General features: G+C 48.1%; 8 protein-coding genes. 7 read left to right on the top strand and 1 reads right to left on the bottom strand.

Translation table 11 applies throughout. The features are described 5' to 3' along the window. Positions 1-53 precede the first annotated feature (53 nt). From rpoB to rpsJ, 7 genes are all read left to right on the top strand, one after another. The gene (gene rpoB, locus MON40_RS01740; RefSeq protein ID WP_003779773.1) at positions 54-4232 is read left to right on the top strand and encodes a DNA-directed RNA polymerase subunit beta; all 4179 of its coding nucleotides are present in this window, start codon (positions 54-56) and stop codon (positions 4230-4232) included. A gap of 165 nt (positions 4233-4397) precedes the next feature. Then, complete coding sequence (rpoC, locus tag MON40_RS01745; protein ID WP_003760500.1) at positions 4398-8573, top strand: DNA-directed RNA polymerase subunit beta'; 4176 nt, start codon at positions 4398-4400, stop codon at positions 8571-8573. A gap of 507 nt (positions 8574-9080) precedes the next feature. Continuing rightward, on the top strand, positions 9081-9452 hold the full coding sequence (rpsL, locus tag MON40_RS01750) for a 30S ribosomal protein S12 (RefSeq protein WP_002218431.1): 372 nt from the start codon (positions 9081-9083) through the stop codon (positions 9450-9452). A 117-nt stretch (positions 9453-9569) separates the two neighbouring features. Continuing rightward, on the top strand, positions 9570-10040 hold the full coding sequence (gene rpsG / locus MON40_RS01755; RefSeq protein WP_003745196.1) for a 30S ribosomal protein S7: 471 nt from the start codon (positions 9570-9572) through the stop codon (positions 10038-10040). Between the two features lie 18 nt (positions 10041-10058). Next, entirely contained in the window at positions 10059-12164 is a 2106-nt protein-coding gene (fusA, locus tag MON40_RS01760; protein ID WP_003760496.1) for an elongation factor G, read from the top strand. Between the two features lie 88 nt (positions 12165-12252). After that, positions 12253-13437, top strand: a complete 1185-nt coding sequence (tuf, locus tag MON40_RS01765) for an elongation factor Tu (RefSeq protein WP_003742643.1) — start codon at positions 12253-12255, stop codon at positions 13435-13437. Between the two features lie 17 nt (positions 13438-13454). Then, on the top strand, positions 13455-13766 hold the full coding sequence (gene rpsJ, locus MON40_RS01770; RefSeq protein ID WP_002642322.1) for a 30S ribosomal protein S10: 312 nt from the start codon (positions 13455-13457) through the stop codon (positions 13764-13766). Between the two features lie 946 nt (positions 13767-14712). On the opposite strand, the gene MON40_RS01775 is transcribed toward rpsJ, so the two are convergent. Then, positions 14713-14988, bottom strand: a complete 276-nt coding sequence (locus MON40_RS01775; RefSeq protein WP_003762149.1) for an oxidative damage protection protein — start codon at positions 14986-14988, stop codon at positions 14713-14715. Position 14989: the final 1 nt, after the last annotated feature.

Genomic DNA, 14989 nt, shown 5'->3' on the forward strand with positions numbered 1-14989 from the left:
ATAGGCGTTATTTCAGTCGACCTCTTTCTTTAAAATTGCTTTTCGGAGTGTATATGAACTATTCGTTTACCGAGAAAAAACGTATCCGTAAGAGTTTTGCAAAACGAGAGAACGTATTGGACGTTCCCTTTTTGTTGGCAACACAAATTGATTCTTATGCGAAATTTCTGCAATTAGAAAATGCTTTTGATCAGCGTACTGACGATGGTCTGCAGGCTGCATTTAATTCTATTTTCCCTATCGTAAGCCACAATGGTTATGCGCGTCTGGAGTTTGTGCATTACACGTTGGGTGAGCCTTTGTTCGATATTCCTGAATGTCAATTGCGCGGAATCACTTATGCCGCCCCCCTGCGCGCGCGTATCCGACTGGTTATTTTAGACAAGGAAGCGTCTAAACCGACAGTCAAAGAAGTCCGTGAAAATGAAGTGTATATGGGCGAAATCCCATTGATGACTCCAAGCGGTTCGTTTGTCATTAACGGTACCGAACGTGTGATTGTTTCTCAGTTGCACCGTTCTCCTGGTGTGTTCTTTGAGCATGACCGCGGTAAAACTCATTCCTCCGGTAAATTGTTGTTCTCTGCTCGAATCATTCCTTACCGTGGTTCGTGGTTGGATTTCGAATTTGACCCGAAAGATTTGCTGTATTTCCGTATCGACCGTCGCCGCAAAATGCCAGTTACGATTTTGTTGAAGGCTTTGGGCTACAACAATGAACAGATCTTGGATATTTTCTACGATAAAGAAACGTTCTATCTGTCTGAAAATGGTGTTCAAACCGATTTGGTTGTAGGTCGTCTGAAAGGTGAAACTGCCAAAGTTGATATCTTGGATAAAGAAGGCAACGTATTGGTTGCTAAAGGTAAACGCATTACCGCAAAAAATATCCGTGATATTAGCAATGCAGGATTGACTCGTTTGGATGTGGAGCCGGAAAGCCTGATTGGCAAAGCTTTGGCCGCGGATTTGATTGACCCTGAAACGGGTGAAGTATTGGCTGTAGCCAACGATGAAATCACTGAAGAATTGTTGGCAAAATTTGATATCCACGGTGTAAAACAGCTTACTACGCTTTACATTAATGAATTGGATCAGGGTGGCTATATTTCCAATACTCTGCGCACTGATGAGACTGCTGATCAGCAAGCAGCGCGTGTTGCGATTTACCGCATGATGCGCCCAGGCGAACCGCCTACCGAGGAAGCAGTCGAGCAGCTGTTTAACCGCTTGTTCTTCAGTGAAGACAGCTACGATTTGTCTCGCGTAGGCCGTATGAAATTCAATACGCGGACTTATGAACAGAAATTGTCTGAGGTACAACAGCAGTCTTGGTATGGCCGTTTGTTGAATGAAACTTTTGCAGGGGCTGCCGAAAAAGGCGGTTATGTCCTGAGTGTTGAAGATATTGTTGCCTCAATTGCTACTTTGGTTGAATTGCGTAACGGTCATGGCGAAGTGGACGATATTGACCACTTGGGTAACCGTCGCGTGCGTTCGGTAGGTGAGTTAACTGAAAACCAATTCCGCAGTGGTTTGGCTCGTGTGGAACGTGCCGTAAAAGAACGCCTGAATCAAGCGGAATCAGAAAACTTAATGCCGCATGATTTGATTAATGCGAAACCTGTTTCTGCCGCCATCAAAGAATTCTTCGGCTCAAGCCAATTGAGTCAGTTTATGGATCAGACCAACCCCTTGTCTGAAGTAACCCATAAACGCCGCGTATCTGCGTTGGGCCCGGGTGGTTTGACCCGTGAACGTGCCGGTTTCGAGGTGCGAGACGTGCATCCGACTCACTATGGCCGCGTATGTCCGATTGAAACGCCTGAAGGTCCGAACATCGGTTTGATTAACTCATTGTCCGTTTATGCACGTACCAATGATTATGGTTTCTTGGAAACTCCTTATCGCCGCGTTATCGACGGCAAAGTAACCGAGGAAATCGATTACTTGTCTGCTATCGAAGAAGGTCGTTATGTGATTGCACAGGCGAATGCTGATTTGGACAAAGACGGTAATTTGATTGGTGATCTGGTAACTTGTCGTGAAAAAGGCGAAACCATTATGGCAACGCCTGACCGTGTGCAATATATGGACGTGGCAACCGGTCAAGTGGTATCCGTAGCGGCATCTCTGATTCCGTTCTTGGAGCACGATGATGCGAACCGTGCATTGATGGGTGCCAACATGCAACGTCAGGCCGTACCGTGCCTGCGTCCTGAAAAACCGATGGTTGGTACCGGTATTGAGCGTTCTGTTGCTGTTGACTCTGCTACTGCAATCGTTGCCCGTCGTGGCGGTGTGGTTGAGTATGTCGATGCCAACCGTGTTGTGATTCGTGTTCATGACGATGAAGCGACTGCCGGTGAAGTGGGTGTCGATATTTACAACTTGGTTAAATTCACTCGTTCTAACCAATCTACCAATATCAACCAACGTCCTGCCGTCAAAGCCGGCGACGTTTTGCAACGCGGCGATTTGATTGCTGACGGTGCATCTACCGATTTGGGCGAATTGGCTTTGGGTCAAAATATGACTATCGCCTTCATGCCGTGGAACGGTTATAACTATGAAGACTCGATTCTGATTTCCGAAAAAGTAGCTGCAGACGACCGCTATACTTCGATTCACATTGAGGAATTGAATGTCGTTGCCCGCGATACCAAGCTGGGTGCGGAAGATATCACCCGCGATATTCCGAACTTGTCCGAGCGTATGCAAAACCGTTTGGATGAATCCGGTATCGTTTACATCGGTGCAGAAGTGGAAGCAGGCGATGTATTGGTTGGTAAAGTAACGCCTAAAGGCGAAACCCAACTGACTCCGGAAGAAAAACTGTTGCGCGCCATCTTCGGCGAAAAAGCATCCGACGTAAAAGACACCTCTTTGCGTATGCCTACCGGTATGAGCGGTACGGTTATCGACGTTCAAGTCTTTACCCGCGAAGGTATCCAACGCGACAAACGTGCTCAATCCATTATCGATTCTGAGCTGAAACGTTACCGTCAAGACTTGGGCGACCAGTTGCGTATTTTTGATAACGATGCATTCGACCGTATTGAGCGCATGATCGTCGGTCAAAAAGCCAACGGCGGTCCGATGAAGCTGGCTAAAGGCAGTGAAATCACTACCGAATATCTGGCGGGTTTGCCTAGCAAACACGATTGGTTCGATATCCGTTTGTCTGATGAAGATTTGGCCAAACAATTAGAACTGATTAAATTGAGTCTGCAACAAAAACGCGAAGAAGCGGACGAGTTGTACGAAATCAAGAAGAAAAAACTGACCCAAGGTGACGAACTGCAGCCTGGTGTACAAAAAATGGTGAAAGTCTTTATCGCCATCAAACGCCGTCTGCAAGCCGGTGACAAAATGGCGGGCCGCCACGGTAATAAAGGTGTGGTATCGCGCATTCTGCCTGTAGAAGACATGCCTTACATGGCGGACGGTCGTCCTGTGGACATCGTACTGAACCCGTTGGGCGTACCTTCCCGTATGAACATCGGTCAGATTTTGGAAGTTCACTTGGGTTGGGCGGCAAAAGGTATCGGCGAGCGTATCGACCGTATGCTGAAAGAGCAACGCAAAGCCAGCGAGTTGCGCGAGTTCTTGAACAAACTCTACAACGGCAGCGGTAAGAAAGAAGATTTGGATGCCCTGACTGATGAAGAAATCATCGAACTTGCTTCCAATCTGCGTAAAGGCGCATCTTTCGCATCGCCGGTGTTTGACGGTGCGAAAGAATCTGAAATCCGCGAAATGCTAAATTTGGCTTATCCGAGCGATGATCCTGAAGTCGAAAAACTGGGCTTTAACGACAGCAAAACCCAAATCACACTGTATGACGGACGCTCTGGCGAACCGTTTGACCGCAAGGTAACAGTAGGTGTGATGCACTATCTGAAACTGCACCACTTGGTTGACGAAAAAATGCACGCGCGTTCTACCGGTCCGTACAGTCTGGTTACTCAGCAGCCTTTGGGCGGTAAAGCTCAGTTCGGTGGCCAACGTTTCGGTGAGATGGAGGTTTGGGCACTGGAAGCATACGGCGCAGCCTACACACTGCAAGAGATGTTGACCGTGAAGTCCGACGACGTAACAGGCCGTACCAAAATGTACGAGAACATCGTCAAAGGCGAACATAAAATCGATGCCGGTATGCCTGAGTCCTTCAACGTATTGGTTAAAGAGATTCGCTCACTGGGCTTGGATATCGATTTGGAACGTTACTAAACAGAAGTTTTCAGACGGCCTCTCTAGGTCGTCTGAAAAAGCGGTTGCAGAATAAGAATGAATTAATCGAAATCTGAAAATATCAGGTCGTCTGAAACCGTAACGTACCGTTTCCAATATCGAAAATCCGCCATGCGGTAAAAATACTTCCTTCAAGGAGCAAAAATGAATTTGTTGAACTTATTTAATCCGTTGCAAACTGCCGGCATGGAAGAAGAGTTTGATGCCATCAAAATCGGCATTGCTTCTCCCGAAACCATCCGTTCATGGTCTTACGGCGAAGTTAAAAAGCCTGAAACCATCAACTATCGTACGTTCAAGCCTGAGCGTGACGGTCTGTTCTGCGCCAAAATCTTTGGTCCGGTCAAAGACTACGAATGCTTGTGCGGAAAATATAAACGCTTGAAATTTAAAGGTGTAACCTGTGAAAAATGTGGCGTGGAAGTGACTTTGTCCAAAGTACGCCGCGAACGCATGGGTCATATCGAATTGGCCGCGCCTGTTGCACACATTTGGTTCTTGAAATCCCTGCCTTCTCGTTTGGGCATGGTGTTGGACATGACTTTGCGCGACATCGAGCGCGTATTGTACTTTGAAGCATTTGTTGTGACCGACCCCGGCATGACTCCGCTGCAACGCCGTCAATTGCTGACTGAAGACGACTACTACAACAAACTGGACGAATACGGCGACGATTTCGATGCCAAAATGGGTGCGGAAGGTATTCGCGAATTGTTGCGCACCTTGGATGTAGCAGGCGAAATCGAAATCCTGCGCCAAGAGCTTGAGTCGACCGGTTCTGATACCAAAATCAAAAAAATCGCAAAACGTTTGAAAGTATTGGAAGCCTTCCATCGTTCCGGTATGAAACTGGAATGGATGATTATGGACGTGCTGCCGGTATTGCCGCCTGATTTGCGTCCTCTGGTTCCGTTGGATGGTGGTCGTTTCGCCACTTCCGATTTGAACGATTTATATCGTCGCGTCATCAACCGTAACAACCGTCTGAAACGCCTGCTGGAACTGCACGCTCCTGACATCATTGTTCGCAATGAAAAACGTATGTTGCAAGAAGCGGTTGACTCGCTGTTGGATAACGGTCGTCGCGGTAAAGCCATGACCGGTGCCAACAAACGTCCGCTGAAATCGTTGGCCGACATGATTAAAGGTAAGGGCGGTCGTTTCCGTCAAAACCTGCTGGGTAAACGTGTGGACTACTCCGGTCGTTCCGTGATTACCGTAGGTCCATACCTGCGTCTGCACCAATGCGGTCTGCCGAAAAAAATGGCTTTGGAACTGTTCAAACCGTTCATTTTCCATAAACTGGAAAAACAAGGTCTGGCCTCTACCGTTAAAGCAGCGAAAAAATTGGTAGAACAAGAAGTACCAGAAGTATGGGACATCTTGGAAGAAGTCATCCGCGAACATCCGATTATGCTGAACCGTGCGCCGACCCTGCACCGTTTGGGTATTCAAGCGTTTGAACCCATCCTGATTGAAGGTAAAGCCATTCAGCTGCATCCGTTGGTATGTGCCGCGTTTAACGCCGACTTTGACGGTGACCAAATGGCGGTACACGTTCCATTGAGCCTGGAAGCACAAATGGAAGCGCGCACCCTGATGCTGGCTTCAAACAACGTATTGTCTCCTGCAAACGGTGAACCGATTATCGTACCTTCCCAAGACATCGTATTGGGTCTGTACTACATGACCCGCGACCGCATCAATGCCAAAGGTGAGGGCAGTCTGTTTGCTGATGTGAAAGAAGTGCATCGTGCATACCATACCAAACAGGTTGAGCTGGGTACGAAAATCACCGTACGTCTGCGCGAATGGGTGAAAAACGAAGCCGGCGAATTCGAACCAGTCGTTACCCGTTACGAAACGACTGTCGGTCGTGCATTGTTGAGCGAAATCCTGCCTAAAGGCCTGCCGTTCGAATACATCAACAAAGCGCTGAAGAAAAAAGAAATTTCCAAGCTGATTAATGCATCGTTCCGTCTGTGCGGCTTGCGCGATACGGTTATCTTCGCCGACCACTTGATGTATACCGGTTTCGGATTCGCAGCCAAAGGCGGTATTTCCATTGCTGTTGACGACATGGAGATTCCGAAAGAAAAAGCGGCCTTGTTGGCTGAAGCCAATGCCGAGGTTAAAGAAATCGAAGACCAATACCGTCAAGGTTTGGTAACCAACGGCGAACGCTACAACAAAGTGGTGGATATTTGGGGTCGTGCTGGCGATAAAATCGCTAAAGCGATGATGGATAACTTGTCCAAACAAAAAGTTATCGACCGTGACGGCAACGAAGTCGATCAAGAGTCATTCAACTCCATCTATATGATGGCCGACTCCGGTGCTCGTGGTTCTGCGGCTCAGATTAAACAGTTGTCCGGTATGCGTGGCTTGATGGCAAAACCAGACGGCTCGATTATTGAAACGCCGATTACCTCAAACTTCCGCGAAGGTCTGACCGTATTGCAATACTTTATTGCGACCCACGGTGCGCGTAAGGGTTTGGCGGATACCGCATTGAAAACCGCGAACTCCGGTTACCTGACCCGTCGTCTGGTAGACGTAACTCAAGACTTGGTCGTTGTTGAAGACGATTGTGGTACTTCAGACGGCTTTGTCATGAAGGCAGTCGTACAAGGTGGTGATGTGATTGAAGCATTGCGCGATCGTATTTTGGGTCGTGTTACCGCGTCTGACGTTGTCGATCCGTCAAGTGGTGAGACCTTGGTTGAAGCCGGTACGTTGTTGACTGAAAAACTGGTCGATATGATTGACCAATCTGGTGTCGATGAAGTCAAAGTCCGTACTCCGATTACTTGTAAAACCCGCCATGGCTTGTGTGCGCACTGTTACGGTCGCGACTTGGCACGCGGCAAATTGGTCAATGCCGGTGAAGCAGTCGGCGTGATTGCGGCTCAGTCTATCGGTGAACCAGGTACCCAGTTGACCATGCGTACGTTCCACATCGGTGGTGCAGCATCCCGTGCGGCAGCAGCTAGCCAAGTTGAGGCCAAATCCAACGGTACGGCACGATTCAGCAGCCAAATGCGTTATGTTGCCAACAACAAAGGCGAATTGGTTGTCATCGGTCGCTCTTGCGAAGTCGTTATTCATGATGACATCGGTCGTGAACGCGAACGTCACAAAGTGCCTTACGGTGCTATCTTGATGGTTCAAGATGGTGAAGCCATTAAAGCCGGTCAAACGTTGGCAACCTGGGATCCGCATACCCGTCCGATGATTACCGAACACGCAGGTTGGGTGAAATTCGAAAACGTGGAAGAGGGCGTAACCGTTGCCAAACAAACTGACGATGTAACCGGTTTGTCCACTTTGGTGGTCATCGACGGCAAGCGCCGCTCCGGCAGCGCATCCAAACTGCTGCGTCCTACTGTAAAACTGTTGGATGAAAACGGTCTGGAAATCTGCATTCCAGGTACCTCCACCCCGGTATCTATGGCATTCCCTGTGGGTGCAGTGATTACCGTGCGCGAAGGTCAGGAAGTTGGTAAAGGCGACGTATTGGCGCGTATCCCGCAAGCCTCTTCCAAAACCCGCGACATTACCGGTGGTCTGCCGCGCGTTGCCGAGTTGTTTGAAGCACGCGTGCCGAAAGATGCAGGTATGTTGGCAGAAATCACCGGTACCGTTTCATTCGGTAAAGAGACCAAAGGCAAACAGCGTCTGATTATCACTGACGTAGACGGCGTAGCATACGAGACTTTGATTTCCAAAGAGAAACAAATTCTGGTGCACGACGGTCAAGTGGTAAACCGCGGTGAAACCATCGTAGACGGAGCGGTTGATCCGCATGATATTCTGCGTTTACAAGGTATCGAAGCACTGGCGCGTTATATCGTTCAAGAAGTGCAAGAGGTTTACCGTCTGCAAGGTGTGAAGATTTCCGATAAACACATCGAAGTCATCATCCGTCAGATGCTGCGCCGTGTGAATATTGTCGATTCAGGTGAAACCGAATTCATTACCGGTGAGCAAGTCGAACGCGGCGATGTCATGACAGCCAATGAAAAAGCTTTGGAAGAAGGCAAAGAACCGGCACGTTACGAAAACGTATTGTTGGGTATTACCAAAGCCTCTTTGTCAACCGACAGCTTCATTTCTGCCGCATCGTTCCAAGAGACGACCCGCGTTCTGACTGAAGCCGCCATTATGGGCAAACAAGACGAGTTGCGCGGTCTGAAAGAGAACGTAATCGTAGGTCGTCTGATTCCTGCCGGTACCGGTTTGACCTACCACCGCAGCCGTCGCCAGCAATGGCAGGAAGCGGAGCAAGAAGCTTCCGAAATCGAAGCAACAGATGAATAATCCGTAGGATGTTTGTTTGAAAGAAAACCGCAAGGCAATATCACTTGCGGTTTTCTTTTTCAGACGACCTGTGTGGATTATAGTGGCTTAACTTTAAACCAGTACGGCGTTGCCTCGCCTTAGCTCAAAGAGAACGATTCTCTAAGGTGCTGAAGCACCAAGTGAATCAGTTCCGTACTATCTGTACTGTCTGCGGCTTCGTCGCCTTGTCCTGATTTAAATTTAATCCACTATATCAATGCCGTTGTGAAAAGTACGGTAGGAAGGGCGGCTCTAATGGAGTTGCGAACCGACTTATTTTTGATAAAGGTCGTCTGAAATAGGGAGTGCAGAGTTTGAGAACTCTTTATCCATTTCAGACGACCTCAGTTGCTAAATAGTTCTTAGTAAATACAAAATACCAACTTTTCTCTACCGTTTGCTTGACTAAACTCTTGCAATAAAAATATAATTCCACTCTTGCCGACATGGTGTCGGCAAGTATTTAACTCAACAGGACGAGAAAATATGCCAACTATCAACCAATTGGTACGCAAAGGCCGTCAAAAGCCCGTGTACGTAAACAAAGTGCCTGCACTGGAAGCCTGCCCGCAAAAACGCGGCGTGTGCACCCGTGTATACACGACTACCCCTAAAAAACCTAACTCTGCATTGCGTAAAGTATGTAAAGTTCGCCTGACCAACGGTTTTGAAGTCATTTCATACATCGGTGGTGAAGGCCACAACCTGCAAGAGCACAGCGTCGTACTGATTCGCGGCGGTCGTGTAAAAGACTTGCCGGGTGTGCGTTACCACACTGTACGCGGTTCTTTGGATACCGCAGGTGTTAAAGACCGTAAACAAGCCCGTTCTAAATACGGTGCTAAGCGTCCTAAATAATTACAGGGACTTAAATAGGCACGTCGGCCGCCTAAGCTGAACAACGGCCGAGTAAGTGAATGCTCTTTTGGGTATTCGTGGGAATTGACCCGACTGAATAGATTAAAGGAAATTAAAATGCCAAGACGTAGAGAAGTCCCCAAGCGCGATGTATTGCCTGATCCTAAATTTGGCAGCGTCGAGCTGACTAAATTCATGAACGTATTGATGATTGACGGTAAAAAATCTGTTGCCGAGCGTATCGTTTACGGTGCATTGGAGCAAATCGAGAAAAAAACCGGCAAAGCAGCAATCGAAGTATTCAACGAAGCCATTGCAAATGCCAAACCTATCGTGGAAGTGAAAAGTCGCCGTGTAGGTGGTGCAAACTACCAAGTTCCTGTTGAGGTTCGTCCTTCACGCCGTCTGGCTCTTGCAATGCGCTGGGTTCGCGATGCGGCCCGCAAACGTGGTGAGAAATCCATGGACCTGCGTTTGGCAGGCGAATTGATTGATGCGTCCGAAGGTCGCGGCGGTGCGTTGAAAAAACGTGAAGAAGTACACCGCATGGCTGAAGCCAACAAAGCATTCTCTCACTTCCGTTTCTAATTTTGAAAGGCTAATAAAATGGCTCGTAAGACCCCGATCAGCCTGTACCGCAACATCGGTATTTCCGCCCATATTGACGCGGGTAAAACCACTACTACAGAACGTATTTTGTTCTATACCGGTTTGACCCACAAATTGGGCGAGGTACATGATGGTGCGGCTACTACCGACTACATGGAACAAGAGCAAGAGCGTGGTATTACCATTACCTCCGCTGCCGTTACTTCCTACTGGTCCGGTATGGCGAAACAATTCCCAGAACACCGCTTCAACATTATCGACACTCCGGGACACGTTGACTTTACCGTAGAGGTAGAGCGTTCTATGCGTGTATTGGATGGCGCGGTAATGGTTTACTGCGCGGTGGGTGGTGTTCAACCGCAATCTGAAACCGTATGGCGTCAAGCCAACAAATACCAAGTTCCACGCTTGGCGTTTGTAAATAAAATGGACCGTCAAGGTGCCAACTTCTTCCGCGTTGTCGAGCAAATGAAAACCCGTTTGCGCGCAAACCCAGTACCTATCGTTATTCCGGTAGGCGCAGAAGACAGTTTCACCGGTGTTGTTGACCTGCTGAAAATGAAATCCATCATCTGGAATGAAGCCGATAAAGGTACAACCTTTACCTATGGCGACATTCCCGCTGAATTGGTTGAAACTGCTGAAGAATGGCGTCAAAACATGATTGAAGCCGCAGCTGAAGCCAGCGAAGAATTGATGGACAAATACTTGGGCGGCGACGAGCTGACCGAGGAAGAAATCGTAGGTGCATTGCGTCAACGTACTTTGGCAGGCGAAATTCAGCCGATGTTGTGCGGTTCTGCATTTAAAAACAAAGGTGTTCAACGGATGTTGGACGCAGTTGTAGAATTGCTGCCTGCTCCTACCGATATTCCTCCGGTTCAAGGTGTTAACCCTAACACTGAAGAAGCCGACAGCCGCCAAGCCAGCGATGAAGAGAAATTCTCTGCATTAGCGTTCAAAATGTTGAACGACAAATACGTTGGTCAGCTGACTTTCATCCGCGTTTACTCCGGTGTCGTGAAATCCGGTGATACCGTATTGAACTCTGTAAAAGGTACTCGTGAACGTATCGGTCGTTTGGTACAAATGACTGCTGCAGACCGTACTGAAATCGAGGAAGTACGTGCTGGCGACATCGCAGCCGCTATCGGTCTGAAAGACGTTACTACCGGTGAAACCTTGTGTGCAGAAAGCGCGCCGATCATCTTGGAACGTATGGAATTCCCTGAGCCGGTAATCCATATTGCCGTTGAGCCGAAAACCAAAGCCGACCAAGAGAAAATGGGTATCGCCCTGAACCGTCTGGCTAAAGAAGACCCTTCTTTCCGTGTCCGTACAGACGAGGAATCCGGTCAAACCATTATTTCCGGTATGGGTGAGCTGCACTTGGAGATTATTGTTGACCGTATGAAACGCGAATTCGGCGTGGAAGCGAATATCGGTGCGCCTCAAGTGGCTTACCGCGAAACCATCCGCAAAGAAGTCGAAGCCGAATACAAACACGCCAAACAATCCGGTGGTAAAGGTCAATACGGTCACGTTGTGATCAAAATGGAACCTATGGAACCGGGTGGTGCAGGTTACGAATTTATCGACGAAATTAAAGGTGGTGTGATTCCTCGCGAATTCATTCCGTCTGTCGATAAAGGTATCCGCGATACCCTGCCTAACGGTATTGTTGCAGGCTACCCAGTAGTTGACGTACGCGTACGTTTGATCTTCGGTTCTTCACACGACGTCGACTCTTCTCAACTGGCCTTTGAATTGGCTGCTTCCCAAGCCTTCAAAGAAGGTATGCGTAAAGCCAATCCTGCTCTGCTTGAGCCAATCATGGCAGTTGAAGTGGAAACTCCTGAAGAATACATGGGTGACGTAATGGGCGACTTGAACCGTCGTCGCGGCGTCGTATTGGGTATGGATGATGACGGTATCGGCGGTAAAAAAGTCCGTGCCGAAGTACCTCTTGCAGAAATGTTCGGTTATTCGACCGACCTGCGTTCTGCAACCCAAGGCCGCGCTACTTACTCTATGGAGTTCAAGAAATATTCTGAAGCTCCTGCCCACATAGCTGCTGCTGTAACTGAAGCCCGTAAAGGCTAATCAGGCAAATAGGTCGTCTGAAAGGCTGAAATGATTTTTCAGACGGCCTCTGTTCTTTAATCGATCTTTAATGTAAAGGAATTAGCTCATGGCTAAGGAAAAATTTGAACGTAGCAAACCGCACGTAAACGTTGGCACCATCGGTCACGTTGACCATGGTAAAACCACCCTGACTGCTGCTTTGACTACTATTTTGGCTAAAAAATTCGGCGGTGCTGCAAAAGCTTACGACCAAATCGATAACGCTCCTGAAGAAAAAGCCCGCGGTATTACCATCAATACCTCACACGTAGAATACGAAACCGAAACCCGCCACTACGCACACGTAGACTGCCCGGGCCACGCCGACTACGTTAAAAACATGATTACCGGTGCCGCACAAATGGACGGCGCAATCTTGGTATGTTCCGCTGCCGACGGTCCTATGCCGCAAACCCGCGAACACATTCTGTTGGCCCGCCAAGTAGGCGTACCTTACATCATCGTGTTCATGAACAAATGCGACATGGTTGACGATGCCGAGCTGTTGGAACTGGTTGAAATGGAAATCCGTGACTTGCTGTCAAGCTACGACTTCCCAGGCGACGACTGCCCGATCGTACAAGGTTCTGCACTGAAAGCCTTGGAAGGCGACGCCGCTTACGAAGAAAAAATCTTCGAACTGGCTGCCGCATTGGACAGCTACATCCCGACTCCCGAGCGTGCAGTGGACAAACCGTTCCTGTTGCCTATCGAAGACGTATTCTCCATCTCCGGTCGCGGTACCGTAGTAACCGGCCGTGTAGAGCGCGGTGTTATCCACGTTGGTGACGAGATCGAAATCGTAGGTCTGAAAGAAACCCAAAAAACCACTTGTACCGGTGTTGAGATGTTCCGCAAACTGCTGGACGAAGGTCAAGCAGGTGACAACGTAGGCGTATTGCTGCGCGGTACCAAACGCGAAGAAGTGGAACGCGGTCAAGTATTGGCTAAACCGGGTACCATCACTCCGCACACCAAATTCAAAGCGGAAGTGTACGTATTGAGCAAAGAAGAGGGTGGCCGTCATACTCCGTTCTTCGCCAACTATCGTCCTCAATTCTACTTCCGTACTACCGACGTAACCGGCGCGGTTACTTTGGAAGAAGGTGTAGAAATGGTTATGCCTGGTGAGAACGTAGCTATTACTGTAGAACTGATTGCACCTATCGCTATGGAAGAAGGTCTGCGCTTTGCGATTCGCGAAGGTGGCCGTACCGTAGGTGCGGGTGTGGTTTCTTCTATCATCGCTTAATTGAAGGATATCGATAAATGGCAAACCAAAAAATCCGTATCCGCCTGAAAGCTTATGATTACAGCCTGATCGACCGTTCTGCTCAAGAAATCGTTGAAACTGCAAAACGTACCGGTGCCGTTGTAAAAGGTCCGATTCCGTTGCCGACTAAAATCGAGCGTTTCAACATTCTGCGTTCTCCACACGTGAACAAAACTTCTCGTGAACAATTGGAAATCCGCACCCACTTGCGCCTGATGGACATCGTGGACTGGACTGACAAAACTACCGATGCACTGATGAAACTGGACTTGCCAGCCGGTGTTGATGTAGAAATTAAAGTTCAATAATCGTTGCTTTTGATAGAAAGCCGAATGGTTTATCCGTTCGGCTTTTTATTTTTTAACCCATTGAAGCATTTATGGTGGATTCAAATAGAAATAGGGCATTCTGTTGATTGGTGTTTTGCACAATCGAGACTTTATGGATGGAATTGAGTTTTTGAATTTTATAGTGGATTAAAATTGCAATGATACGGCGTTGCCAACGCCCTTATGTACTACCCGTACACGGCGGGCGTTGCCGCCTTGTCTCATTTTTATTTTAATCCACTATATTAGGTCTTGCTTACTGTTAAAGATCGATATGTGCATCATTGGAAATCGGTTTGTATTTGTATGGGGAGCCGGTGTTCCGGTGTGAGATAAATAATTCTTTGAACACTTTCCGTGGGTAAAGCCTACGCGACGTTTTCTCCCTTTATTCAGGACAAAGGTCGTCTGAAAGCATAGATGCAGCAGGTCAAAGAAACCATGTTGAGGTCGTCTGAAAACAAATGATTGGCGAAATTCATTTGAGCTTTTGCGAAAACCAGTCTTGAAGAGCGGCAAATTTTGATGGGTTATTGCGATTCGGCCAACTCTTGTCCAAAGGATGCAATAAGCTGGTGGTAAATTTGATAAGCTGATAAACGGTTGCGATTTTGGTATTTCTCATCCTCTTTTGTGGCGGGAGAGGAATAGGGAAAATACGGAAATAGCGGAAATATAGTGGATTAACTTTAAACCAGTACGGCGTTGCCTCGCCTTAGCTCAAAGAGAACGATTCTCTAAGGTGCTGAAGCACCAAGTGAATCGGTTCCGTACTATCTGTACTGTCTGCGGCTTCGTCGCCTTGTCCTGATTTAAAGTTAATCCACTATAAAATGAAACGGCTTTGCAGCAAGTTTATTGATACAAAAAGGTCGTCTGAAATCCGATTTTCGTTTTCAGACGACCTTTTGAGCAAATGATGGCGTTATTTTGGCTCTTGCGGCACATAACCTTGAACGGCATCTGCGCCGTCGCCGAAGAAATACTGTTCCATTTGTTGTGCCAGATATTCGCGTGCGCGCGGGTCGGCGAGGCTCAAACGGTTTTCGTTAATCAGCATGGTTTGGTGGCGTGTCCACGCATTCCAAGCTTCTTGGGATACATTTTCAAAAATGCGCTTGCCCAATTCGTTGGGCAGCGGTGGGAATTTCATACCTTCGGCTTCTTTGCCGAGTTTGACGCAGTGAACCATACGGGTCATG

It is taken from the genome of Neisseria macacae ATCC 33926, from assembly GCF_022749495.1.
Classification (GTDB): domain Bacteria; phylum Pseudomonadota; class Gammaproteobacteria; order Burkholderiales; family Neisseriaceae; genus Neisseria; species Neisseria macacae.

Coding starts and splice junctions, on each gene's coding strand:
- rpoB (WP_003779773.1), top strand. CDS start 54: ATGAACTATTCGTTTACCGAGAAAAAACGTATCCGTAAGAGTTTTGCA.
- rpoC (WP_003760500.1), top strand. CDS start 4,398: ATGAATTTGTTGAACTTATTTAATCCGTTGCAAACTGCCGGCATGGAA.
- rpsL (WP_002218431.1), top strand. CDS start 9,081: ATGCCAACTATCAACCAATTGGTACGCAAAGGCCGTCAAAAGCCCGTG.
- rpsG (WP_003745196.1), top strand. CDS start 9,570: ATGCCAAGACGTAGAGAAGTCCCCAAGCGCGATGTATTGCCTGATCCT.
- fusA (WP_003760496.1), top strand. CDS start 10,059: ATGGCTCGTAAGACCCCGATCAGCCTGTACCGCAACATCGGTATTTCC.
- tuf (WP_003742643.1), top strand. CDS start 12,253: ATGGCTAAGGAAAAATTTGAACGTAGCAAACCGCACGTAAACGTTGGC.
- rpsJ (WP_002642322.1), top strand. CDS start 13,455: ATGGCAAACCAAAAAATCCGTATCCGCCTGAAAGCTTATGATTACAGC.
- MON40_RS01775 (WP_003762149.1), bottom strand. CDS start 14,988: ATGACCCGTATGGTTCACTGCGTCAAACTCGGCAAAGAAGCCGAAGGT.